The sequence below is a fragment of the Pseudomonas baetica genome, from assembly GCF_002813455.1.
Taxonomy (GTDB): Bacteria; Pseudomonadota; Gammaproteobacteria; order Pseudomonadales; family Pseudomonadaceae; genus Aquipseudomonas; species Aquipseudomonas baetica.
Window position 1 is genome coordinate 1 of sequence record NZ_PHHE01000001.1, and the last position, 24027, is coordinate 24027.

At 55.6% G+C, this 24027-nt stretch carries 21 protein-coding genes; 16 read left to right on the forward strand and 5 right to left on the reverse strand.

The window, feature by feature from the left end; genetic code table 11:
• The first annotated feature begins 33 nt into the window (after window positions 1-33).
• The 8 genes from ATI02_RS32460 to ATI02_RS00015 all read left to right on the forward strand — a co-directional run bounded on the left by ATI02_RS32460 (window position 34) and on the right by ATI02_RS00015 (window position 7928).
• Window positions 34-981 (forward strand): TcdA/TcdB pore-forming domain-containing protein, encoded by a 948-nt coding sequence (locus ATI02_RS32460; protein ID WP_244196538.1) that lies wholly within the window; start codon window positions 34-36, stop codon window positions 979-981.
• A gap of 38 nt (window positions 982-1019) precedes the next feature.
• Entirely contained in the window at window positions 1020-1310 is a 291-nt protein-coding gene (locus ATI02_RS32465) for a hypothetical protein (protein WP_244196539.1), read from the forward strand.
• A gap of 13 nt (window positions 1311-1323) precedes the next feature.
• On the forward strand, window positions 1324-1629 hold the full coding sequence (locus tag ATI02_RS32470) for a hypothetical protein (protein WP_244196540.1): 306 nt from the start codon (window positions 1324-1326) through the stop codon (window positions 1627-1629).
• On the forward strand, window positions 1554-1946 hold the full coding sequence (locus ATI02_RS32475; protein WP_244196541.1) for a hypothetical protein: 393 nt from the start codon (window positions 1554-1556) through the stop codon (window positions 1944-1946). The genes ATI02_RS32470 and ATI02_RS32475 overlap by 76 nt, the downstream gene beginning before the upstream one ends.
• A gap of 23 nt (window positions 1947-1969) precedes the next feature.
• The gene (locus ATI02_RS32480) at window positions 1970-2257 is read left to right on the forward strand and encodes a hypothetical protein (protein ID WP_244196542.1); all 288 of its coding nucleotides are present in this window, start codon (window positions 1970-1972) and stop codon (window positions 2255-2257) included.
• The gene (locus ATI02_RS32485; RefSeq protein ID WP_244196543.1) at window positions 2194-2679 is read left to right on the forward strand and encodes a hypothetical protein; all 486 of its coding nucleotides are present in this window, start codon (window positions 2194-2196) and stop codon (window positions 2677-2679) included. The genes ATI02_RS32480 and ATI02_RS32485 overlap by 64 nt, the downstream gene beginning before the upstream one ends.
• 88 nt (window positions 2680-2767) lie before the next feature.
• Window positions 2768-4189 carry a TolC family outer membrane protein gene (locus ATI02_RS00010; RefSeq protein WP_100845103.1) on the forward strand — a complete coding sequence of 474 codons (1422 nt, stop codon included), beginning with the start codon at window positions 2768-2770 and terminating at the stop codon, window positions 4187-4189.
• 61 nt (window positions 4190-4250) lie between these two features.
• Complete coding sequence (locus ATI02_RS00015; RefSeq protein WP_100845104.1) at window positions 4251-7928, forward strand: PAS domain-containing protein; 3678 nt, start codon at window positions 4251-4253, stop codon at window positions 7926-7928.
• Here the strand turns inward: ATI02_RS00015 and ATI02_RS00020 are convergent.
• Together ATI02_RS00020 and ATI02_RS00025 are read right to left on the reverse strand one after the other, a co-directional pair.
• The gene (locus ATI02_RS00020; protein WP_095190779.1) at window positions 7909-8829 is read right to left on the reverse strand and encodes a LysR family transcriptional regulator; all 921 of its coding nucleotides are present in this window, start codon (window positions 8827-8829) and stop codon (window positions 7909-7911) included. The two genes, ATI02_RS00015 and ATI02_RS00020, sit on opposite strands and share 20 nt — an antisense overlap.
• A gap of 20 nt (window positions 8830-8849) precedes the next feature.
• Entirely contained in the window at window positions 8850-9827 is a 978-nt protein-coding gene (locus tag ATI02_RS00025; protein ID WP_095190778.1) for a response regulator, read from the reverse strand.
• A 580-nt stretch (window positions 9828-10407) separates the two neighbouring features.
• On the opposite strand from ATI02_RS00025, the gene ATI02_RS00030 reads away from it, so the two are divergent.
• The 3 genes from ATI02_RS00030 (at window position 10408) to ATI02_RS00045 (ending at window position 15486) form a co-directional block, all read left to right on the forward strand.
• Window positions 10408-13959, forward strand: coding sequence for a hypothetical protein (locus tag ATI02_RS00030; protein ID WP_100845105.1), 3552 nt, complete (start codon window positions 10408-10410; stop codon window positions 13957-13959).
• A gap of 6 nt (window positions 13960-13965) precedes the next feature.
• A complete protein-coding gene (locus ATI02_RS00035; RefSeq protein ID WP_100845106.1) occupies window positions 13966-14943 on the forward strand; it encodes an IS5 family transposase in 978 nt (325 codons plus the stop codon).
• A 378-nt stretch (window positions 14944-15321) separates the two neighbouring features.
• Entirely contained in the window at window positions 15322-15486 is a 165-nt protein-coding gene (locus tag ATI02_RS00045) for an EscU/YscU/HrcU family type III secretion system export apparatus switch protein (RefSeq protein ID WP_100845107.1), read from the forward strand.
• Between the two features lie 190 nt (window positions 15487-15676).
• Here the strand turns inward: ATI02_RS00045 and ATI02_RS00050 are convergent, their stop codons facing one another.
• Window positions 15677-17065: an ADP-ribosyltransferase gene (locus ATI02_RS00050; RefSeq protein WP_146166118.1), complete on the reverse strand. Its 1389-nt coding sequence runs from the start codon at window positions 17063-17065 to the stop codon at window positions 15677-15679.
• 198 nt (window positions 17066-17263) lie between these two features.
• Here ATI02_RS00050 and ATI02_RS00060 point away from each other — a divergent pair, with 198 nt between their 5' ends.
• The 5 genes from ATI02_RS00060 (at window position 17264) to ATI02_RS00080 (ending at window position 19887) form a co-directional block, all read left to right on the forward strand.
• Window positions 17264-17623 carry a CesT family type III secretion system chaperone gene (locus ATI02_RS00060; protein ID WP_100845110.1) on the forward strand — a complete coding sequence of 120 codons (360 nt, stop codon included), beginning with the start codon at window positions 17264-17266 and terminating at the stop codon, window positions 17621-17623.
• A gap of 249 nt (window positions 17624-17872) precedes the next feature.
• Entirely contained in the window at window positions 17873-18151 is a 279-nt protein-coding gene (locus ATI02_RS00065) for a ribbon-helix-helix domain-containing protein (protein ID WP_100845111.1), read from the forward strand.
• A complete protein-coding gene (locus ATI02_RS00070; RefSeq protein WP_100845112.1) occupies window positions 18151-18465 on the forward strand; it encodes a type II toxin-antitoxin system RelE/ParE family toxin in 315 nt (104 codons plus the stop codon). The genes ATI02_RS00065 and ATI02_RS00070 overlap by 1 nt, the downstream gene beginning before the upstream one ends.
• A gap of 84 nt (window positions 18466-18549) precedes the next feature.
• A complete protein-coding gene (locus ATI02_RS00075) occupies window positions 18550-18798 on the forward strand; it encodes a hypothetical protein (protein WP_157815116.1) in 249 nt (82 codons plus the stop codon).
• Between the two features lie 108 nt (window positions 18799-18906).
• Complete coding sequence (locus ATI02_RS00080) at window positions 18907-19887, forward strand: IS5 family transposase (protein ID WP_100845114.1); 981 nt, start codon at window positions 18907-18909, stop codon at window positions 19885-19887.
• Window positions 19888-20032: 145 nt separating this feature from the next.
• Here ATI02_RS00080 and ATI02_RS00085 read toward each other — a convergent pair whose 3' ends face one another.
• Window positions 20033-23152: a DEAD/DEAH box helicase gene (locus ATI02_RS00085; RefSeq protein ID WP_100845115.1), complete on the reverse strand. Its 3120-nt coding sequence runs from the start codon at window positions 23150-23152 to the stop codon at window positions 20033-20035.
• Complete coding sequence (locus tag ATI02_RS00090; RefSeq protein WP_090202121.1) at window positions 23142-23954, reverse strand: Hachiman antiphage defense system protein HamA; 813 nt, start codon at window positions 23952-23954, stop codon at window positions 23142-23144. Before ATI02_RS00090 ends, ATI02_RS00085 begins: the two co-directional genes overlap by 11 nt.
• Window positions 23955-24027: the final 73 nt, after the last annotated feature.

The following is a 24027-nucleotide window of genomic DNA, read 5'->3' on the forward strand; positions in this document are numbered from 1 at the left end:
CTGCGAATACCGAGGTTGAGATCCATTCACTCGATGGCACGGTGGGTGGCGGTGTTCCATACAGCCTGGTGGGCAACAAGCCTTCGCGCTGGATCATCGACACTAGCCGGCTCGCTGGAGGCAACATCCAGTCCTGCGGGATCGGGTGGTGATCGTGGGGTCAGTGTTCTACTGGATCCGGCCACGAATGGACGGGTACTGCTGGCCAATGGCAAGGGCGAAGTGCGCGAAGTCGATTTCACCGACCTGAGTGCTCGCGTGGTGTCCGAGGATGCGAGCAAGTGGCAAGCTCCCGGCCAGGGAATAGAAAAACATCTGAAGGATCTGGCCAGCGCGCATCAGTTACATGGGCAGTACGTGGTAGTCGATAACTACCAGCACAACGGGCGCAATCTTGGACGCGCTTACTACGACGTAGCCAAGGACCGCATGATGTTCACCGACACCTCCGAAGTGAAGGCCGGGAAGGCTCAGCTCGGCGCGGTGATAGGTGACTACGCCTACTTCCACGATGACGAGAGCGCAGCGGCATGGCGCGTCGATATCGCCAGTGGCAAGGTCGACGCGCAGTACACGCCATGGTTCAACGACAGCGTGGGCAAGATCAGTCGATTGTGGGCGGAGGGCGGAGAGGTCTATCTGGCGCGTCGGTATCAGATGAAAGACGGCGAGGGCGAACTCGGTTACCGCCTCGTTGGTGATCGTATGGAACTGGTCAGCGCTGTCGGCGACGATGCTCTGCTCAAACTGTTGGCGCGTACCCGTCAGCATGGCGATGCATTCGTGAACTTGCTGCCAAGGCTACGAAAGCTTCAGCACGCAGCGCGAAACTCCGGTTACAAGGTCGGTGGGCGGCTGATTCATCCGGTTCCCGCCGCCTTGTCACGGTGTATGGAACCGATGCGGCGGGCGTGGCGCATCGTTATGGATACGCACCGCCGATGGCACGCTGATCAAGCCGAATCTGGCACCGCCGGCTGATCATGTTCTGCGTTTTGAAGCGCACGAGAGCACCCGCAGTGCCTGGACAATTCCGGCCGATCTGTATTGGCGGGCAGTATTCCCCAGCCCGGCGGGCAGGAAGTGTTTTTCTTCTACAGCAGTCGCAAAAGGTCCTGTTCCGCCAGAACGGAGCAGGCCAGGCGATTCTCGATGCCACTCATCCAACGGCCTTGCGCATGGATATCCCGGAGCTGGCGAACGTGTTGGCGCTGGAGGGCCAACTGCTTGTGGTCACTGTGGACGGGCGTGTGGCCCGGCTTGATGCGCAGGGCTCGCTGAGCTACGAGGCGTCAATGAGCATTGGCTAAAAGGGCGTCCGACGTGGTGGCTGGACTTGCCCAAGGTCACCGCACTGACGCCACCCTGGCCGTGTTCGGGGTCAAGGATCGCGACGGCCAAGGCGCGCTGTCGGTGTGGTACCACAGTGGTCGTGTGGTGGTTGCTGCGTCGTCATTGCAGGGCAAGCCATTGCAATTTGTCGGCTTTGAAGACGATGGGTCACGGCACGGCTGTTCGAATCCGGCAGCGGCAAACTTTATCTCCAGCCCTCCATGGCTGCGGATGCGTTGGCCACGGCATTCGGCAACGATGCAGTGCTGGATGCAGCGGCGAAAATTCCTGTCGTGAGCGAACTGACACCGACGATGCAACTCAAGTCAGTGCTGCAAGTCGAGAGTGGATTGCGTCTGACAACGCACAGCGGCGAGATTTTGTTGCGCACCAACAAGGGCAACTTACAGCTGGTGGCAGTCGATGAAAAATGGCAGCAGGACAACCTGACGCGCTTGCCAAAAGCCCTTGCCGAGTTGGCCGGGCAGTGGCGGGCGAAGGGTGTGCTGACCTTGCAGGCAAAGCAAGTCGAGGCTGGTTCGATATCGACAGTGGCCAGATGTTCTCCGGCAAAGGCATCGCTGCCACGGACAACCTTGATTTTGTCGGGGTAGGCGAAGGCGAGCAGGCGGCCTATGTGTACAGTTCGACAGCCCAGGTTCTTTATCGGGTCAACAGCGAGGGCGCGCAGGCCTGGAATCACTTCACCGGGGTCGACCGTACCGATTCCTCCCTGTTGCTTCAGGGCACGGGGGGGGCAAGCGGCACAGACGAACTGGCACCACCGCTGCTCACCGGGATCGCTACGCTGGTGCTCCATGGTGGCGGTGGTCACGATACTTACCGTCTGAGCGAGAAGGCTTGGGGCACTACCGAACCATCGTCATCGACAATGAAGATTCAGGCCTGGCACTGGACCGCCTGATTCTGCCGCCGACCGTTTCGCCAGACATGCTGGTCAGCCGGCATGGCGACGACCTGATTCTGACTGACTCAGCGACGGGCACCGCACTGATGATCCGTAAGGTGCTCGGCGAGCAGGCAGCGGTGCATCGTCACCTGCTGATTTCACTGAAAAGCAACTGGGACGTGATCGACATCAATCACCTGGTCAAGCACTTCGCTGAAAAGGAAAGTCTTCAGGACGGACTTGTCCAATTGTCCTGGAGCAAGCAGCAGTCCGCCAAGCCGTTAGATGAGGGGGGTGTTTTCGCACACACGAAGAGTCCAAATCTGGCCAAGTTAAACGGTGTCATGGCGGCTTTCCCTGATGAGGGCGGTAGCCGCGAGAAACTGCCGATGAACCGCCAGAGTGTACCAAGCGTTCTGGTGCCTTCCATGTCTTGATGGCGCAGAGGAGTTGACAGGAGGAGCGCAATGCTCCTTCTGTCGCTGGCGTACTTTCGATCCTTTTTTTGCGGAACAACCCAGCATCATGAACCGATCAATAATTTTCTCACGGCAAGCCGTTGCCGGCTGGCTGCTGGTCGCTTGGCTGCCCGCCGCGCCAGCCATCGCTGCCACCAGCGATCTCTGGCAGGTCTACCAGGATGCTCAACAGAACAACTCCGAACTGGCCGCCGCCCGTTTTGACCAGGCTGCCCGGGCCGAGGCTGTGCCCCAGGCAAGGGCCGCATTGTTGCCGACGTTTTCGGCGGGTGCGGAGATCAATAACAATGAGACCACACTGCAACAGCCTGCGCAGCAGACCGGCGCAGCCGGTACCAGTTATCAAGCGACGTTGAATCAACCACTGTTTCGCATCGATCGCTGGTTCAGCCTCAAGGCTGCCGAGGCGCAAAGTGAACAGGCATTGCTGGAGTTATCAGCGGCCGAGCAGAAGCTGATGCTCGACAGCGCTCAGGCTTATTTTGGCCTGCTCAAGGCGCAGGATGGTCTTGCCGCGAGCAAAGCCGAGGAGGCGGCGTTCAAGCGTCAGCTCGAACAGGCTGACAGAGGGCTGCAATTGGGGGTGTCTGATCGCACCGATGTGCTGCAGGCCCAGGCCAGCCATGACACGGCACGGGCCAGTCGAATCGTCGCGCAGAAACAACTGGACGATGCCTTCGAAGCCCTCGATACCCTGAGCCATCAGCAATATCCGGCAATCCAGGGCGTGCGCCACGATATGCCAGTGTTGCTGCCCACACCCAACGATGCACCCGCCTGGGTCAACACCGCCATGCAACAAAACCTGACACTGCTGGCGAGCCGGCAGGCCCTGGAAGCCGCGCAGCAAACCCTGAGCGCGCGCAAGGGCGGGCATGCGCCTACCCTGGATGCGGTGCTGCGTTATCAGACCGGCGACAACGATAACCTCGGCTACGGTAACAGCAGCCTCAGAGGTGGCGGTTATGGCGGTGATGTCGAGCAACGCTCGATCGGGCTGCAACTCAATATCCCGCTGTTCAGCGGTGGCCAGGTGAGTTCTCAGGTGCGCGAAGCGCATCACCGGCTGAACCAGCGCGATGCTCTCAACGATAACCTGCGTCGCCAGGTGGTCGAGCAGACCCGAAATCTGCACCGCGGTCTCAACAGCAGCGTCGAACAGATTCAGGCACGTCGCCAATCGATCATTTCCAACCAGGGCGCGGTGCTGGCCTCGCAGAAGGGTTTCCAGGTCGGTACGCGCAATATCGTCGATGTGCTGGAGGCCCAGCGTCAGCTCTACAGCGCTGTGCGCGAGTACAACAACAGCCGGTATGACTACATTCTCGATACACTGCGCCTAAAGCAGTCGGTCGGAACCCTGGCCCCTGAGGATCTTCGAGCGCTCTGCGACTTCCTCAAGCCGGACTACGATCCGGATCGTGATTTCCTGCCGCCGGAGTTCCCCCGCCAATTGGCGAGACGCTGATCGAGGCGCAGCAGGTGGTGGAGGGTTACAGTGACGGGCAGGGTGATCAGCGGGGGATCCGATGTTGCATAGATTAATGACGTTCTTTGATCGCCATAAAGTGTTTTGCTACGCATTGGGCATAATCCTTTCCGTCGGTGGTGGGCTGCTGCTGGGCAATCTCTACCGCGCACAGGCCGAGCAGCGTTACCGGATCGATACCCAGGCCATGACTGAGGACTATGCCGCGCGCCTTGGCACCTGGAACGCTGACGGTTTCGCCATTGGCGCACTGTCGATGCTCGGGCGGCATGCGCAGTCGCTTAAACAGGTGATCAGCGAGCCTGCGCCTTCGACCGCTTTGAAAGTAGAGGCCGCCACTCCATTGAAAAGCCTCGCCTTGGTGGTTGGCGCAGGTCATGCCTATGTCGTCAATCAGCAGGGTGTGATTGTGGCGGCGTACGATAGCCTTGGACGTTCGGTGGAAGGTTTGAACATAGGCTTTCGCCCCTATTTCAAGACCGCGATGCAGGGCAAGCCGACTGTCTACGGTGCCATCAGCCGCACACTGGGCCAGCGCATGTTTTTTATGGCGGCGCCGGTGTATGCCTCCAGCACCAGCCAGGATAAAGCTATCGGCGTGGTGGTGGCGGGCTTTGATGCACGGGTTCTGGACGCTGAGCTGAACAAAACCTCCCGCCACCATCTGCAGATGATTCTCTCGCCTGGTGGGGTCGTGCTGTCCTCCAATCTTTCCTCGCTCTTGCTCAAGTCTGATCGGTCGTGGTCACCTGAGACATTTACCGGTGATGTGCGCCAGCAATTTGGCAACTACCCATTCACCAACGGCGTACCTGAACGGCTGCCGTTCGATGTCGAGCAACCGGTGGTGTCATTCGAGGGGCAGCGCTACGCCGTGTCCCGGACCAGTTTCGACTGGAACGACCCGAATGGTTCCTGGGCCGTTATCAGGCTGGACAGCCTGGATGCAGTCCTTTCCGAAGGTCAGTTTCTGTTGATCGAAGGCGCCAGTGCGCTGTTGTTATTCCTGATGTTTTGGGCTGGCCTGCGGCGGCTGACCGATGCTGTGCAACACAAGCGTGATATGCAACGTATCGAACAGAGTGAGCGGCGCCTGGACCTGGCGCTGCAAAGTGGCGCGTTGGGCTTGTGGGACTGGAATGTCAGCCTGGGCACTATCATCAACAACGATGTCTGGATGCGGATGCTCGGCTACAGTCAGCCGGAGCTTGATCGGACATTTGGCAATGGTCTGGAACGCTGGACCTGCCTGGTTCATCCCGAAGACCGTGAACCGACCATGACGAGGCTGATGGACCACCTCAATCATCGCGTCGGCGAGTATCGCGCCGAATACCGGATGCGTCACAAGAGCGGGCGCTGGTTATGGGTACTGGACATCGGCAAGGTCATGGAACGCGACGCTCGGGGAGAGGCCATTCGTGTGACCGGGGTGCTGCAGGACATCACCCAGTCAATCGAAGTGCAGCGATCCATCGTGGACAGTCAGACCAAACTGCAGTCGATGATTGCGAACATTCCCGGCGTTGTGTTTCGCAGTCTGCCCAGTCGTGAGCGCGAGATGGTATTTCTCAGCGATGCCATAGAAACGCTCAGCGGCTACCCCGCGCACCATTTCCAGTCCGGGCATGCCTATCGGGAAATCGTTCACCCTGATGACCTGGAGATTTTCAACCGCAGCCTGGACAGCACCAGCTATATCCTCGAATACCGGATCATTATGGCCAGCAACGAAGTGCGTTGGGTCTATGACAAGGGCCAGATCATCCAGAACAATGGCTTGCCGCAGTACCTGGACGGGGTTATTTTCGATATCAGCGAGCGCAAGGCAGTGGAGGCGCAAGTACAGCAGTCACGCCAGGAGGCGGAGCTGGCGACCCAGGCCAAGTCCGAGTTTCTCGACAACATGTCCCATGAAATCCGCACGCCGTTGAACGCCATCATCGGCATGGCTCATCTGGTTCTGGGCATGCCATTGGAGAGGGCGCAACGACAATACATCGAGAAGATGGATCGCGCGGCCAAGGGGTTGGTGAGTGTCGTCAACAGCGTGCTGGACCTGTCCAAGATCGAGGCCGGCAAGTTAAGTATCGAACAGGTCAGCTTCGATCTTCATGAGATGGTTCAGGATGTGCTCGGCCTCATGAGTCAGCGCGCCCGTGAGCGGAACATCGAGCTGCGGCTGGATATCCCTTCACACTTGAGTCGCGTCTATATTGGCGATCCATTTCGCCTCACTCAGGTGCTGATCAATCTGGTGGACAACTCGATCAAGTTTACTGACGTCGGGCATGTGACCCTCGGTGTGCGCCAACTGAGTCAATGGAGCGACACCGCGATGCTGTGCTTCAGCGTCGCTGACACGGGACTGGGCATGAGTGAGGAGCAGCGCATCCGCTTGTTCAGCGCCTTTGTCCAGGCCGACCCGTCCATCAGCAGACGGTACGGCGGCACGGGGCTGGGATTGACGATTTCCAGGCGCATTGTGCGTCTGATGCAGGGCGATATCTGGGTCAACAGCATCGAGGGGCAGGGCAGTGAGTTCAAGTTCACGGCCCAGTTGAAGTTGGCGCACCCTGCGTCGACCAAAGAACTGTCGCCCAGACCGGTTTGCTGGGCGGGTAATACCGGTGGTGTTACCACGCTCACTGATTCGGGAATGTCCACCTGCGACTATGCGCAGCTATTAGCCGGTGCGCGAATCCTCGTGGTGGAGGACAACCTGTTGAACCAGGAAGTGGTGGACGGGTTACTGCAACACGCCAAGGTCCACGTGGTGATGACGGAGAGTGGCGAAGAGGCGCTTAACCTCTTGATGCGCGACACACAGTTCGATGCTGTGCTGATGGACTGCCAGCTTCCCGTCATGGATGGCTACGAAACGGCCAGGCAGATTCGCCTTCATGCTCATTTGCAGAGGCTGCCGATCATCGCGGTCACGGCCAACATCCTGGCGGATGTGAAGGGCCGAGCCTTATCTGCCGGAATGAACGATTGCATTACCAAGCCGTTGGAGATCAAGGCTTTCTACCGGACTCTGGTGTGCTGGATCAAAACGCGGGAATTGCAGGTGCTGCCGTCGGTCATTGAGTCACCGTCGGCGGCAATGGTGTCCCCCCCGGAGTCATTGCTGGCCCTCGACGGCTCGTCGATCAACACCGCACTTGGCCTTGCGGTGGTCAATCAGGACGAAGCGCTCTACGCGCATCTACTAAGGATTTTTTATGCGGATAATCAGCAACTGCTTGAGCATCTCTGGCTTGCTCATGAAGCTTTGGACACGACCGCCATCGGCCGTCTGGCCCACAGTCTGAGGGGGTGTGCCGGGCATATCGGGGCGACGGCGCTGCAAGAGGCTGCAGGATTGCTGGAAGAAGGCTGCACGCGCGAGGTTGATACCGCGTCGTTGATTCACCGCGTGGCTGACTGTCTACGGCCGGTGCTCGCCGATCTTGCCGATTTTACCGCCGAGGCGGTGCCCCCAACGGCTGTCAGTCGGCCTCTGATAAATGACGAAAAAGATCTGCAACTGGATCGACTTGCTCGTTTGCTGGTGGAGGACAATGCCGAAGCCCTGAGCCTGATTGATCGACTGTGCCAGCAAGACGACGGCGCCGGTTTGTGGGTTATCCAGGAACTGATCTATGACCTGGAGTTTGCCCAGGCCCACGCTTTACTGGTGCACTACCGCCAGTCGGTCACCGACCGCATGCAGTGAGGAGCGCCTGACAGGCCGCCACACGCTCCTCACATACTTGCACCAGTCGACGGTGCAGGGCCCGCAACGGTTCGCAGATCTGCGAACGGTGCGACACCACCAGGTTCAGCGGGGCCGGATCCCCCAGCCAGCCGCCCAATAATGGCAGCAGGCGGCCGGCGGCCAAGTCGTCGGCGACAGTCAACAGCGGCAGGTAGATCACGCCATGGCCGGCCAGGGCCCAACGGCGGGCGGCGTCGCCATCGTCGCAGTGGAAGAGTCCCTGCACCCGCACCTCTTCGACCTCGCCCTGGGCATGGAAACGCCAGCGCGATTCCGGCCGGCCGATGCTATGACTGATGATGCAGTCGTGTTCGCCAAGTTGCGCCGGGGTGACGGGTGCCGGGTTTGCGGCCAGATAAGCCGGGGCGGCACAGACAATGAAATGGTGGTGCTTGAGTACCGGCAGTTCCACCAGATCCAATGACAGGCTGCGGCCAAAGCGCAAGGCTGCGTCGAACTTTCCTTTGAGCAGGTCTTCTTCCTTGTCGCTCAGAGACAGCTTGATGTGCAGTTTCGGTTTCTCCTGCTTCAGTTGGGCCAGCAGGTCGAGCAACAGATGACGCCCCAGGTCTGAAGACACGGTGAGTTCGAGCATGCCGTCATCATGAGTCAACGAGCGCTTGCCCATTGCGAGGATCTTCAGAGCATGCTGCGCGCTTTCCAGATAGCGTGCGCCCTCGGAGGTGAGTTTCATGGTGCGGGTGGAGCGGGTAAACAACCGCACGCCCAAGCGGTTTTCCAGACGCTTGAGCGCCATGCTGGCAGCGGCGGGGGTGATGGACATGGCACGAGCAGCAGCCGACAGGCCTTCCAACTCGGCGATGAGTACAAACAGCTCTAGATCTTCCAGGTTGGCCATAGTGAATACTCGCTGTTTGCTCAGAGGCCGGGAAAGTTAGAGGAGGCGGTGAGCATCGCCGCTGACAGTGCCTGCTGGTCACTGGGCAGGCATGACATCAGTTGCTGGTGATCGAGCATCTGCCTGAAGGCGTGGGCATGCCGTTGGGGTAGATCGATGCCGGGTTGCAGAAGCGCCAAGTGATAGATCAAGGCCAGGGTGAACAGGCGTGTCGACAGTGGCGTGGACTCGAGATCTTTAGCGCTTGCCCGACTATCGAGCAGAACGCTGGCGTGGCTGATGCTCCAGGCCTGGTTGAGCAAACGGTCTTCCGGGTCGACATGGTTGAGTATTTCCTCAATCAGCAACCGGCTATTGACGAGCGCCTGGGAAAGACTGGCATAGGGCTGATTGAGGCCGATCAACGCCAGGCAGGCAGCGCTGCGAAACTCCGCCGGGTCGCTTTCGACGACGCTGTTGTCGAGCAGGATCGTCAGGGTATCGAGGAGCGCATCCAGGCGAATGTGCGGGTTTTGCGCCAGCTGCAGCGCCAGTGCGCAGGTAAAACCGTCACGCATATTGCTGCCCGCTGACGGCTCGGCGGCCGGCTGCGGGCTATGTAGCGGTTTGTCCCGGTACCCCAATTGCGCCGCCACCCGGGCCAGCACGACTGGCGGCGAAATCGGCTTGGCGATGTAGTCCGCAGCGCCAAGCAGCAAGCCAAGACGCTCGTCCTCAATGCTGCTGCGCGAGGTCAGGAAAATCACCGGAATGGTCGCCGTGGCCGGATGGTTCTTCAACTCACTGAGCACCTGGAAACCGTCCATGCCCGGCATGGTGATATCGAGAATGATCAGGTCAGGTCTGGAACTATGAGCCAGCTCGATCCCGCGTTCGCTGTTCTTGGCCAGCAGCACCTCATATTCAGTGGTCAGCGTCTTTGACAGCACGATCAGCGATTGCGGATCGTCGTCGATGGCCAGAACTGTATAGGAATTGGAGAGGCGCGCAGAGTGCATGGTATGTTGGCCTGTGCAAGGTAGGAGCGCAGTCTAGCCTATTTAACTTGAATCAATGAATCGCCCCGGATTTTCTAGACACCTTGCGAGCTCATTGCATAACGTTTTTCAAACTCCATCGGTGACAGCTGATTGTTGAAATATTCCTGGGCAGTAGAACGTTCGCAACTGAGCTGGAGAAAATTGAGCTCGTGGAAGCACTCGATCAGTAAGCGCTCAACGAGTGCTTGTAGCGCAATACATGATTTAACAAGTGGGCGATGTCAGATGTTCATAAGCAGCTCACGAGCCTGAGATTACTGGCTCAATGCTCTCGAAATTAACGCGCCTGTTCATCGATTGATGTTCATAGAGCCAGTATTCCCACCCGCTTTAGCCTCACTGTCCCAACCAATGACGATCCAATCAGGGAATGAGGGATGCTGTTTTTCAGAAAACACACTTTGGGTTCAGGATTGGAAAACAATGTTGCAGGGCGCACGGCGTAGCTAGGTAAGCTGCGCGCACGAAATTCAAATGCGCCCCTGCCCCCGGAGTGGTAGCGTGACCGGCTATTTCCAGCGGCGCAAGGAGGCATGGGGTGGATACGGCACGTCTCATTCATGATCTCGAGAAGAAACTCGACTTTTACGAACGTCAGAATCAGGGCGAGCCCGACCTCATCACACCCCTGCATGGCTATATCGCTGAGTTGCTGGCGGCCAGCACTGTTTATCCTCGCATACTGAACCGCACCACGGTGTTCGGCCTTTTGCAAGAGCAGGCAACTTGGTTGCATGACCTGGAGGGCTGGCAGGCGCTGAAAGACCCTGTGCCGCTGGCCGAACTTGAACAGCAGCGCGTGGTGACCTTCAAAAGTGGGCTGCTGGAGGTGGTCAGGCCGGTTCCCGTCGCCGACGACATGCCGCAAAAGTTGAAGCAACAGCTTGCGACAGTGGCGTCTCTTTATAACATCAGACACGGAGTCGACGGCTGGGTGGCGCCGCATGTTCGTGTCGATGAGGACCGTGTTACTGACGTGGGCTACCTGCAAGCACGCGACAAGTTGTCTGCGTCACACGGTGGGTATGAGGTTTCCTTCGAAGACGACGACCTTGTCGGGGTCGGCACGCTGCTGTGGGAACAATTGCGGGCCTCGAGGGAAACCCCGGAAGTGGCGTTCGAGGAATGGTGGTTGAAAATGGTACTGGCTTACAGGCGGCCGTATGTTTTTCACCTGAAGTTCCGCTCTTCAGAGGCGCGCGAGGATTTTCTAGCCGGTGCATTCCAGTACGTGATGGCCGATGACTCTCTGCGGGATAGTTGGGAGCAATGCGCGGCCGATATCGCACTGGCCGCGAATCGCATGAATGCCATCGTGCGACCTGCACGGCGGGATTCAGCTGAGGTGCTTACCGGCTCCGAGCAGGAGGCCTATTGCCCAGCACTGGACCTGTCCCAACTGGGCGACGTGATCGAGCGTTTTCGGCGCCTGCGGAGCGCGCGCTTTTTTGATTGTTTCCAGTGGTGGAAAGGGGCGGGGAACTATTACGACTACGAGACGACCCATCATCTCGTGGCCGGCATCGTGAAGTACGAATGCGAAGACGGCGTACGGCGCGACAGTTTTCCTTACACGCGCCGTTTGTTGCAGCACTCGGCGCAGGCGCCGCACCTGGCAGAGATACTGTTCAGGAAAATTCACCTTTCACCCTATTTATGCTTGCTGCTGTCTGACAGGGCAACCAGTCATATCGGCTTGATCAAGGTCCACCAGCGCCTTAATGGTGCCTCCCAGCGCTTGTCGGACCGTTACGACTACGACAGGGCGTGGCAGCAATTGGTATTCGCCCAGGCGCTGGAGGTGTATGCCATCGCCCACGATGAGCCGATTGACGCCGAGGCTGCGCGCGACACGGTGCTAGCGATTGCAGAAGTGTTCGCGTGGCTGGCGGAACGCGAGACCGCCCCTCATGCCGAGGGCAAAGGCCTGGTGCTGCTCCAGGGGCTGAAGCAGGCGGTCGAACGTATGGAGTATCACCGACCCGAAGGCGGCAGAGCTTTGCCTCTTTTCAAGGACCATTGCGCCTCGGCGGCTGATTTTCTGGTGGCTAGGCACAAGCAGTTGAATGACAGGCACGACGAGTTGCCGCTTGCGCAATGGATGTTTTCGTTCTGGTGCATCGAAGCGTTGTCGGCGGGTTTCATGGGCAAGGGTGCGCCGGAAACAGCGCCCGCCGGACACGTCGCCACGCTATTGGTGAACGACTATCTCTGGCTTCTGCAACAGCGCTTCACGAGCGTGCATGTCGATATAGACGACGGCCCGGTCTTCGACAGCTTTGACTGGAGTGGGCTGCTGCGCCTTTGCAACAAGCCCCTACGGCGAAAATTGATTCATGCGTTCGATGATTTGGTTGTTGACGAGCCTGAAGGCTCTGAAGCAGGCCGCAGAGGTTTTTTTGGCGCGGTGAGGACGCACTTGCGCCTTCTTCTAGCGCTGGTTGTCGATGCTGAATCAGGCTTCAAGAAGGATGTCGTCGAAGCCCTGCTGGCCTTGATTCGGGAATTCGGTTTTGCCAATGATCGCCTAGCGGGGGTGTTCGAGGTGCTCAAGGATGGAGCTGGGCACGGCAAGGTTCAGTTGTGGGCGCGGGTGTGCCAGGCCAGCAACCTGTTCGCGGAGGATGATTTCACGGCGTTCCTGAGCATACTGCGAGAGCGGCCAACACCCATTGGCGGCTTGCTTGAGCTGTTCGAAGCAACGCTATCGTCTGCCAGGAAAGCGCGCATCCTCGAGCACGTGATCACGCTGGACTTCGAGGCTGAAAGGATTGTCTGGATTCCAGAGATTTTCCGGGTGGCCATGATGGCGGCCAATGCCGGCCAGTTATCGCTTGCACGGCATCTGGCGAAATATGGCGCATCCGTTCGACGCAGCCACTCTTCTGTCTCGTTTGAGCCGCTGGCCGAGTTGATCGAGCTTAAAGCGATTGCGGAGGACGCGGCCCTCAACGATAAGCAACGGATTGACGAGCTGGAGCTGTTCCTTGACACCGCCACGCAGGCCAGTGACGAGGCCCACCAGTATGCTCGACAGCTAATAGCGAACTGCTGCTTGACGGTCGATGCCCAGCGTGCGCTTCACCTGTTCGATGCCCTGTTGAAAGAGCGTAAGCAGCTCACTTACGCGACGGGAAGACTCAAGGCGAGTCGGATCCTCGGCAAAAAGAAAAAGACGGGCGTAGACATCGATCCTTGGCAACTGTATGGGCAGTGGTACGAGGTCTATCGTGCTGTTGGGTTGAAGCAGGTGGATGCCAGGGATTTAGAGGAAGCACTGGGGCTTCTGGTCGAATGTAAGAGGTGGGAAGAACTGGATCGTGTCTGGCGTGAACTGCCCGATCGCTTCCAGCGGTCTTGCGAACTTGCGTCTATCCGTTGCTTGCACCTTCAAGAACAGGGGCGGGTGGACGATGCGCTGAAGCATTTGCATGAGGTCGAGAACCTTCATGGCGAATTCCCGGCCGTGCAGAAGGGGGCGTTCGAAACCCTGGAAAAGCGCCTGAGAAACAGCAACGTCGTGCGGTTGAAAAGTTCCCCTCATGTGACGGACCTGTACATCAAGCCTGACCATACCCACGCGAGAGTCATGTGGCGGGAGATCTGTGCATTGGCACCGCACGACCAGAGTCTGGTGTTCGGTCAGGCGACGGACGCAGATGCCTTGGAACAGTTTATCTCCAGCAATATCTACAGCGTTACCCTGGAACTTCTAACGCGTAAAAACAACCTGTACCGCCCTACGGACCCTGACGCACAAGCGCTGATAGATCAGGAAAACTTGATCAATGACTGGTTGACTTCGCTGCTGGGCCACCGCTTGGATTACCTGAACTGGACGGTGAAAGACCAGGCGAGGATAGGTAGCTCTGCTTCGAAAAAAGGGGTAGGGGAAATTGATGGTGGCATCTACGCACGCACGAACTGCATTTCGATTGTCGAGGCCTTCCGCCTGCACAATTTCAAACGCAAGACGATCGAGGACCATCTCAACAAGGTCGCGGGGTACAATTCGCCGGGTGTTAGGGAAACTCTGAAGAAGCCTTCCAAATCTGGTGAAATACCCGCCCGACCCGAACACGACGGTTGAGTCACGATGAAACAGATGTCCTTCGCCGATGCCGAGTACGCCGGCAAACGTAAGCAGACCCGCCGCGAGCGCTTTCTGATTGAGATGGATCAGGTCGTGCCTTGGAAGGGCTTGATTGCCTTGATCGAACCACACTATCCGAAGGGCGACGGCGGTCGTCCGGCTTACCCGCTGATGGCGATGTTGCGGGTTCATCTGATGCAGAACTGGTTCGGCTACAGTGATCCGGCGATGGAAGAAGCGCTCTATGAGACCACGATCCTGCGCCAGTTTTCGGGGTTGCACCTGGATCGGATTCCCGATGAGACCACGATCCTCAACTTCCGGCGTCTGTTGGAAAAACACGAGTTGGCCGGCGGAATTTTGCAGGTCATCAACGGTTATCTAGGCGACCGTGGCCTGATGTTGCGCCAGGGTACGGTGGTCGATGCAACGATCATTCATGCGCCGAGTTCGACCAAGAATGAAGACGGAAAACGTGATCCCGACATGCATCAGACGAAGAAGGGGAACCAGTATTTCTTCGGGATGAAAGCGCATATCGGCGTTGATGCCGAGTCGGGTTTGGTGCATAGCGTGGTGGGCACGGCGGCGAATGTCGCGGACGTGACGCAGGTTGCTCAGTTGCTGCATGGCGAAGAGTCGTACGTGTCTGGCGATGCCGGTTACACCGGCGTGGACAAGCGTCCCGAGCATCAGAACCGCAAAATGATCTGGTCAATTGCCGCACGGCCCAGCACGTATAAGAAGCACGGCAAGAAGAGTTTTATTGCTCAGGTGCGTCGCAAAATCGAATACGCCAAGGCCCAGGTACGCGCTAAGGTTGAACACCCGTTTCGGGTCATCAAGTGTCAGTTTGGGTATACGAAAGTGCGCTTTCGCGGCTTGATGAAAAACACCGCGCAACAGGTCACGCTATTTGCGCTGTCGAACGTGTGGATGATGCGAAAACGGCTGCTGGTTGCGGGAGAGGTACGTCTGTAATGCGCAAAAAGCGCCTTGAAAAGGCGCCGCGCAAGGGTGAAACGATGAGTGAGTAACAGGAAAGGTCTGTTTTCTGACCCTGCCAGCGTTTTTTTGATTGACCAATGAGGGCATCAAAAAATCGCTGACTACTTCAGACCTTCCTTAAGTCACGTTTAGTCCAGTCTTTGAGCATGGGATCATTTCGGCGGTAGCTGAGTTCAAACGGGATCTGTTGATCGAACGCACGAACGCTCGGCTGGCCCGTACGCGAGCCCAAGGGACAAAGCGGGCCAGGTGCTGCAATCCATCTCGACAGACCATTACCAGGATTCGTGAAAAAGCCAACCAAGCCCTACCACTCGGCCTAAGTGAATCGCCCCCAGTACTGGAGACACCATGAGTGCCGAAAAAACCGAACAACCCACGCCAAAGAAACTCCGCGATGCGCGCACCAAGGGCCAGGTAATCAAAAGCAAGAAAGTGGTGTCGGCCATACTGATACTGTCGTCGTTCGCCACGCTAACGAGCTTTTCCGAGTACTACATGGAACACTTGGAGTAGCCACGGCAGGCTTCCGACAGTGCTCAAACGCAGCGTATTGCGCCAGTTTTTCCAGGCAAGCCCCGCACACCTCTGGACCGCCCGCAAAGACTTGCTCGGGCCGAGCATTCGGCGGCTGCTTGAACAGGGCCTGCCGAGTGCCTTTGAGGAACACCAGCTCGAGATTTGGCTCTGGGCGCAAGCACCTGGATCAGGCCAGATCCAGGCCACGCAGCCTCAAGCGCGGGTCCTGATTCAGCGCATCACCTGCCTGCGCCTTCGGTCCGGCAGGTAAGTCCAACGCTTCTAGCAAACCCTTCTTACTTCCGCTGTCTGCGGACAACGCAGATTCCTCCAGCACGCGTTTGGTCACGCCCTGGCTGTCCGTTGTGCTGAATAGCACGGTCATCTCGGTATCCTTGTTGTAGAGGATCTCTTGTTCGTTTGCCTCGATCGAGACGTCGCTGACATCCAGCCCGGACTTGCCGAACACGGTCGACTGGGTGCCATAGCTACCAAAATCCTTGGCGGTTTGCGCATTCATGGACGTCGACAGGTAACCCGCGTCCTGGCCTTTCTGGCCCTCTGCAACTGCGCTGAACGCATCGCCACCGCGGGTGCCTCGGAAGGTCTTGACGACGGTCTCGTCAGCGTCGACCTTGTCGAAGGCCGAGCTTAACCCCTCAACAATTGCCGATTGACCCTGATTCAGCGCCTCGTCGGCCCGCAAAGCGCGGTTCAACGGCTGATATTCACCATTGGTGTAGAGCCCGATGGCCATCACTTCCCCATCGCTGAAGGCAGGCGTCTGGCCATTCTTGGGTTCATCCAGGTACTGTTCGGCCTCCAGACCGAAATGCTCGAGCAGCGTATCGGCCAATTTATCGGCGGGTGGCGGGGTCACGGGTTCGCCCCTCAACTCCCGACCGACCACCTGCTCCAAATGGCTGACATCGCTGGCCAATTGATTGAGTTGCTGCGCGGCTTCCGCCAACTGCGGCGCGGTCGCCTCTTGCAACCAAGCGCTGGCGTACCCGCCGACCGTGGCCCACTGCTGCAAGGAAATGCCTGCCACTTTCTGATCCAGCAGCGTGGTCGCCGCCAAACGATTGTCAGCACTCTGCGAGTGGTCCTTGACGGCTTTCAACGCGGTAGCCACGGAGCGCAAGGCGCCATTGCCGGTGGCAAGCGCGCTGCGTTTTTCAAGCAGATTCGCGGCAGTGACATTAGCCAATTGAACCGCCTTGGCCAAGCCATTGGGGGCTTCTTTGAGGGCAATCTGCTGCATCATCAATTTGAGTTCCGCCGTAGAAACGGGCGGCGCCTGGAGCCGGGATGCCACCTGCGGGGCACGAGGGGTGTTGTGACCCAGCAAGTTGCCGATCCACTCCCGCACCGCCGCAAACGGTCGGACGATCTGGGTTAGGATACGTGAGAGCAGGCCGCCTCCCTGAGGTGACTCATGGCGACCTGCGAGCAGTTTTGCAGCCGGGTCGGTGTCGACCGGACGAGCACTCAGGTTGCTGGACCGAACTTCCTGTATGCCAGGAGCGGGGGTTGGGAATGCGCCGTAGCTATGAGCGAACGAGTTGATCTGCAAGATGACTTCCTCCTGTATTGCCTTGACGAGAAGTCTAGGGATATTTACAGCGGCGACCTATCAGGATTGGTCGTAATTTTTTACAGAGGTGCCAGTTCGGCAAAACTCTTCATAAAAAGTTAAAAACTCCAACCGTGGTTGATAGTTAGCGATTTTTCGTACTGCTCTAATGCGTTCTTTTAGCCCTCGGAAATCATCATGACCGTGCACTTTCAAGCAGCGATCAAACAGCTCTATCTCTCACTGTCACTGCCGGCCCCCTCGACCATCGATCCGATTACCAGCCTGCAATTTGACAGGCATGTCTGCCATCTCACTGAGCACCCCGTCGGTTACCTGCTGATGTTCGTCAACGTGACGCCGGCCGAACACGCCCCGGTCGAAGAGCAAAACCTGTTCAGTCAGGACACCTGCAAACCCGTGCTGGGGCTTGATTCCGTAAGTCAGGACCGGGTGTTGTGGAATCGCCAGCCCCTGCTGCAAATGGACCGTGCCATGGTCTACCATCAACTGGAACAACTGGTGTGCGCGGCCCGTCAGCTGAGCAACATTGCCTGAGTGGGGTCGATAGAGAAAACGGACAAAACCGTACGGTAAGCATGCGAGCTGTCAGGTTGAAGCCATAGAGGCTGGCCGTGAGGTGTCAGAAAATGCCGAAGCCAGCTCTAGCTTGACGTTGTACAGGCTGCCAGCCTGACGCCGTGTTGAGGTGTAGCCCAAATTGACACGTAGCTGCACCTAAGAAGTCATGTGCATCTTTTGCAGAGTGGAGTAGGATTAAATCCTATCTTGTCCAGGAGGTTCGTTATGCGAAGCACTCAACAATTCAGTATCACTCTGCCCATCCAGATGGCCGACGTAGTGAAAGCCAAGGTCGCTGCCGGTGAATATGCCACTGAAAGCGAAGTGATCCGTGATGGCCTGCGGGCGCTGCTAGCCCGTGATCGCGCCTTGGAAAGCTGGCTCGTTGGCCAAGTAGCCCCGGCTTACGATGCCTTGAAAGCAGACCCTTCGCGTGCGATGAGCGTCGATCAGGTGCGTGCCCGGTTGTCGGCAGAACACCAGAACGCCACTGCAAAATCGTAATGGCGTATACCGTCGAGTTTGCACCGGAAGCCCTAGAACAGTTGGCTGCGCTCTATCGCTACATTGCCACGGCGGCGTCGCCGGAGACTGCCCAGCGTTATACCGATGCCATCGTGAGCCATTGCGAAGAGCTACGGACGTTCCCGCATCGAGGGAACCAAAGGGACGATATACGCCCAGGTCTGCGTATCACGAACTATCGCAAGCGGGCTGTAATTGCCTTTGCCGTTGATGCCAAGCAGGTTGCCATCCTGGGAATTTTTTATGGAGGGCAGAACTTCGAGGCTGCTTTGCAATTAGAGCTGGACGATTAGGTTTACGGCTGGGCACCGGGCTTAAGTGCACTTTCTGCTCCGTTGCTCCCTCATCCCTAATATTCACAACCCGAACGTGAGGCCGTGATTATGTTTCCGAAAGAGATCAAGGCAGATCGAGAACTTCTTGACGGCGGTCGCTTCGCTTTCAACGTTCAACACGACACGCTGGGCAAGCTGGGACGAATCATCCTGCAACCCGCTCAGCAGGGCGGCAGCCAAGTCACCTACGAGGTCATAGATCTGTCTGATGGTCGCTTTGATCAGCGAAAGGCATTGATGGAGTCGTTGGCTAAGATTGTCACCGCTGCGTTCGAAAATGCCCGGCGCTAGTGGGGTAAAAACCTTAGCGTACGATTTTTTCCGAATTCTCTAGGGAAACTCTGAAGAAGACTTCCTGATTTTGGCAAAATACCGGGACTCCACCCGCCGAGCTTTCCGATGAAACAGATGACCTTCGCTGACGCCGAGTACGCAGGCAAGCGTAAGCAGACCCGCAAAGAGTTGTTCTTGATCGACATGGATCAGGTGGTGCCGTGGAACGGCTTGATCAAACTGATCGAGCCGTTCTACCCGAAGGGTGAAGGCGGTCGTCCGGCTTATCCGTTGATGACGATGCTGCGTGTACATTTGATGCAGAACTGGTTCGGTTACAGCGATCCAGCGATGGAGGAAGCGCTGTACGAGACCACCATCCTGCGGCAGTTCGCCGGGCTGAATCTGGAGCGTATTCCCGACGAAACCACCATCCTCAACTTCCGCCGACTGCTGGAGAAACACGAGCTGGCTGCCGGCATCCTGGCCGTGATCAATGGCTATCTGGGTGACCGAGGGTTGTCGTTGCGCCAAGGCACCATTGTCGATGCCACGCTGATCAATGCGCCCAGCTCGACCAAGAACAAGGACGGTAAACGCGATCCAGAAATGCACCAAACCAAGAAGGGCAACCAGTACTATTTCGGCATGAAAGCGCACATCGGTGTGGATGACGAGTCAGGTCTGGTGCACCGCGTGGTGGGCACAGCCGCCAACGTGGCGGATGTCACTCAGGTGGACAAATTGCTGCACGGTGCGGAGAACGTGGTCTGCGCCGATGCCGGTTATACCGGCGTCGAGAAACGTACCGAGCATGATGGGCGCGAGGTGATCTGGCAGATCGCGGCACGCCGCAGTACTTACAAAAAGCTGGGTAAGCGTAGCGCTCTATACAAAGCCAAGCGCAAGATCGAGAAGGCCAAGGCCCAGGTGCGCGCCAAAGTCGAGCACCCGTTTCGGGTGGTCAAGCGCCAGTTCGGTTTTGTGAAAACGCGCTTCCGTGGCCTGGCCAAAAACACCGCGCAACTGGTGACGCTATTCGCGCTGTCGAATCTGTGGATGGCACGCCGACATTTACTGACGAGTACAGGAGAGGTGCGCCTGTAATGTGGGAAATGACCGTTGCGAGGTGCTCGCGGCGGCTAAAAGCGCAGAAATACGCGGATGATCTGATCGTTTTGGTCGATTCGCCGTTTTCAAAATCAGCGGAGGCTGAAGTCAGCCAGAAAAGCGTGACTACTTCAGACCATCCTTAAATAAATTTTGGCAATGAAAACGCAGTAGGCAGTCTCGACAATGTTTCTTTTAGCAGCTGCTTATTGTTTTTGAATATTTTGTAGTCAATAATGTTTTTGTGTTCTCGAACACTTTCAAATTGCTGGCTGATGAACTTGCACACCTCTCTATCCGCGAATCCTTGACCGTGTATCCAGATTTTGAATTCGTCTGATAGGCCGAGTTTCAGCTGATTCTGAAGTGATCTGGCATGGTTAAGCAATGTTTCATTCAAGGCCTTACCTTCGACAATATCGCCGATAGCTCCAATTATTAACATTCCATCGTAAGAGAGAGCGGAGCAGAAATCTACAATGTGCTCTTGAGTAATCGAATAATAAGTGCTTTTTGCCTTGACGGAAAAATTGTTTAGTTTGGCATAAGTTAAAATCTCTGCGTAACTGGTTTCATTGCACCATTGAGTGGCAATGTTTACCGCTTGCTCCTGCGGATAAATGTTAGAGGTGATTTTCTTTCTGGAAAATATCGTGATTAAGGGCCAGCATACTTCGAGTAGATCCTGAGGAGAATCACAAAATTCAAGCTCGAATATTTGAGATGCTATCCAGTGTTCGATGTGAATAAGCTGATCAAGCCCAAGCAGGGTCCTTCCATAATAGGAGAATTTTTCTACAGGTATCACGCTTAACCTTGTGTGGATGGCAGTAAATACTGCCACTAACTGATCTTTAGCGTCGTCGTTCGCAAGATGGTAGGCAAGAGTTTCGTAAGCTAGGTCTAGAAAGTATTCTGTTGATAATAAGGAGCTATCATCCTTCAAAATTGACATGAAATAGCTTTCAATAGAATGAAGGATTTGCTCCTTTTTATCCAAATCTTGCATCAGTTCAGTAAAGGTTTCCTCAGGGATTCCGCTTTCCTCGCACCATTCACGCCACAACGCTCTTTCCCTAAACGGGTTAGAGATAAAATTTAGAACGTCATTTTCACCTTTTATCAGAGGGAATGGCTGAACTATTTCCATCAAGCTACTCAGGCACTCTTCGGCGTTACTAAAGTTTAACAGTTTGAGAGTTCTCGCCCATTTGTCACGTCCTCTCCAGAGAAAACGGTTGTCGTATATTTTGGGGTCAGTGAAAATTATTCCACCTTCAGTGTGATAACCTGACCGTCCAGCGCGGCCAATCAGGTTTTGGAATTCCCTAGTGGAAATCCTTTTACCACCCTGCATCAAGTTTGAGATTAGCAGGTATTTAATTGGAAGATTTACACCCTGAGCGAGAGTCGAGGTGCATATGACGAGGTGTCCAGCACCCTTGTCCATGGCCCATTCAACCGCGATTCTGAGACCATTTGGAATGGCTGAACTGTGAGGCAAGACTCCTAGGGGAATAGCTTCAGAAAAAATGTGCTGATCGGAAAAGTGTAGATGTGATAGAAACGCAATTTTCTGAAGCTCATTAGTGTCTGAGACTGAGCTTGGCGTAGGAAGTGATAATCCTCGTTTGTACACATCTACAACGGTTGAACACAGACTGATGACTGTTCTCTTGTCCCCGCAAAATATAGCTGTTGGCCCCTGCTGGCACAGTCGAAGTCCCAAATAGCAGGAAATTGATTGCACTTCGGTCTTTGTTGGAAAAAACCGAGCTTTGCTTTCTCTCCCTCGCAGCTTAAGGCTTGACTGTTGGATGATCTTGGGGACATATAAGCCGCTGTCGCGTTTATTGTCTCGCCCTAGGTAACTCAGTTGACCCATATCGTGAAACCAGCTGAGAAAGGCTACGCTTTTGATAGATGGCAGCCAATTACTACCCTGGATGCTTAGGCTAGACTCTCCATTCAGCCAGTCGCCAATTGTTTCTGCATTGGACATAACCGCTGAAATCAACACCTTTTGCGCCTGCTCAGGTATTGTTTTCTTCAGCGAAGCAATCAAAAGCTCGTAGGTTACTCCCCTTTTTCCGCTATCAAATTGATGGCCTTCGTCAAATATCAGCAAGTCAATTTGTTTGGCTAGAGAAGGTTCATGCCTAAGTAAGTAAACTAATTTTTCTGGAGTTGAAACAATTACAGTATGATCATGTTTGCCTTTGAAATCTTCACCAAGCAAAAATTTTAGAAATTCCTGCTCATCCTCATCCACACTTGTAACATCTCTAAGCTCGTTGATGTTGACGGAGTCATGCTCAAAAGATGCCATGAAGCCCTGAGTTATTTCCCGGCACAATGCACGGAAGGGGGCGACAATCACAGCTAGTTTTGCACGACCTGAGAGAAATCCGCTCCGAATGATAAGCTCGGTAGACTTGGTCTTACCCGCACTAGTGGGCATTTGCATAACTGCTGACTCACCCTTCAGCACGCCTAGACTTCCCACCAAGCGCTGGGCAGGCCAGAACTCCTTCATAAACTTGTCGTTTGCAAGCGCTTGGTGCCAACGATTCTGTTCCAGGCCGGTGTATTTAGGTAGGCAGACCAATGACGAATTATTGATTTTTCTTTTAATTAGAGCATTGATAGTGTCGGCCAGCAGCACCTCACGATCTGAGCCGCTCGCATAGACGGTACTTCTGAACTCATGTAACTCGTCTTCTACGTCTGATAGATCCGCCTCCATATTCATAAACGCGCGATAAGCTATTGCTGTTTTGCGAATCTGGTCGTTATAGCTCCCCGATGAAGCGAGAGAAAAGTTTTCATTCAGTTCGGATTTTAGTAGCCACACTAACAATCTTTCGAGCCTACTTTCTGTCAGCTCTGCGGGAGTTTTTGAAACCGCTCTGGCTAGGACCAATGAACTGCCTGGCATGTCGGCAAGATAATAAGAAGCCGAACTCAAAATTTTTAGATATTCATCTATTTCGGTTGTTAGGCGAGACAGGCTTAAAGATTCAAAAAATTGTCCAGCTAGCACTAATTGTTGCTTCAGTACTTGTTTGTGTTCTTCGCGCTCATCTGAGGGGCGGGATTCAAGTGCAGCCAACTCTCCGAGCACTCCAATCGTGAACACTAGCAATCGCTTAGGGTCCTGAGGAAGCTCAACGTGATATTCCTCTTCGATTCCAAACTCATACTGTTTTGCTTTCGCACGTGTAATATCAAGGATTTCACGACCTTTGTTTTCAAGCCTCATCTGCGGCTCTCCGATAAAGCTCGTGAATCAGTGACATCAGTTCAACCCCACTCACCACGAGTAGTTCCAGGCTGTCGGCACTAGGGTGATTGCCAGCATGTGAGGTACATACCACGCTCTCGTGTAGCGATGACTCTGTGTAAACCGCAGCCGCGCCATACTTGCGTTTGCAAGGATAATCAGGTTCGCGCTGGAAGCGTTCTATCAAGTCGACTCCATCGAAATCTTGTCGATCATATAACCTCTGACGCATCGCGTTCAAAGATTCTGCAATCCGGATTTCATCTTTAATAGAGTCATCAATTGCATTCTGAAGGACGTTAATTTTTGTCTTTTCAGTTGCTTTTGCCTTTACTTCAAATATCAACAATTCATCTTTTTCACTGATTACATTCGGATTTTTTTTGAAAGCTATTACGTCTGACCCCTTGCTGGATTCATTCGCGATGATCTTTCGATCATAGCGCGTTCGAGGGACTGCGTAGTTTCTAATATATTGAAGGTAATCAGCTATTAGAATCTCTGCGAAATCCCCGGCCCGAATGCTCGGGCCTGGCGCGATCGATTCGCTAGGGAATTTTTCCGTGATCAGATATTCTGAATTAGTCTTTGTGGGATTTTTTAAGTAGCGCAGTTCTTGGTCGCTACAGTAGTGATTTCTAAAATGTCTCGCCCAGCCAGACATTATGGAAGTATCTAATGCATTGTGGTTGAATCGATAAACCGGGATTGAGCGCCCACAAGCTGAGGTATACGTGCCCTTGGGTTCAAGCCAGGAGAGATGGGCTGCCAGCGATGTCATTTCACGTCCTATGTGCGCGCCAGCATGAAGGCATTTCTCAACGACGCATGGCGTCATATTGCCATAACCCTTT

Excerpts from the sequence above, each read along its gene's own strand:
- ATI02_RS32460 (WP_244196538.1), top strand. The coding sequence starts at position 34 with ATGGCACGGTGGGTGGCGGTGTTCCATACAGCCTGGTGGGCAACAAGC.
- ATI02_RS32475 (WP_244196541.1), top strand. The coding sequence starts at position 1,554 with ATGGCTGCGGATGCGTTGGCCACGGCATTCGGCAACGATGCAGTGCTG.
- ATI02_RS00010 (WP_100845103.1), top strand. The coding sequence starts at position 2,768 with ATGAACCGATCAATAATTTTCTCACGGCAAGCCGTTGCCGGCTGGCTG.
- ATI02_RS00015 (WP_100845104.1), top strand. The coding sequence starts at position 4,251 with ATGTTGCATAGATTAATGACGTTCTTTGATCGCCATAAAGTGTTTTGC.
- ATI02_RS00020 (WP_095190779.1), bottom strand. The coding sequence starts at position 8,829 with ATGGCCAACCTGGAAGATCTAGAGCTGTTTGTACTCATCGCCGAGTTG.
- ATI02_RS00025 (WP_095190778.1), bottom strand. The coding sequence starts at position 9,827 with ATGCACTCTGCGCGCCTCTCCAATTCCTATACAGTTCTGGCCATCGAC.
- ATI02_RS00035 (WP_100845106.1), top strand. The coding sequence starts at position 13,966 with ATGAAACAGATGTCCTTCGCCGATGCCGAGTACGCCGGCAAACGTAAG.
- ATI02_RS00045 (WP_100845107.1), top strand. The coding sequence starts at position 15,322 with ATGAGTGCCGAAAAAACCGAACAACCCACGCCAAAGAAACTCCGCGAT.
- ATI02_RS00060 (WP_100845110.1), top strand. The coding sequence starts at position 17,264 with ATGACCGTGCACTTTCAAGCAGCGATCAAACAGCTCTATCTCTCACTG.
- ATI02_RS00065 (WP_100845111.1), top strand. The coding sequence starts at position 17,873 with ATGCGAAGCACTCAACAATTCAGTATCACTCTGCCCATCCAGATGGCC.
- ATI02_RS00070 (WP_100845112.1), top strand. The coding sequence starts at position 18,151 with ATGGCGTATACCGTCGAGTTTGCACCGGAAGCCCTAGAACAGTTGGCT.
- ATI02_RS00080 (WP_100845114.1), top strand. The coding sequence starts at position 18,907 with ATGAAACAGATGACCTTCGCTGACGCCGAGTACGCAGGCAAGCGTAAG.
- ATI02_RS00085 (WP_100845115.1), bottom strand. The coding sequence starts at position 23,152 with ATGAGGCTTGAAAACAAAGGTCGTGAAATCCTTGATATTACACGTGCG.
- ATI02_RS00090 (WP_090202121.1), bottom strand. The coding sequence starts at position 23,954 with ATGACATCGCTGGCAGCCCATCTCTCCTGGCTTGAACCCAAGGGCACG.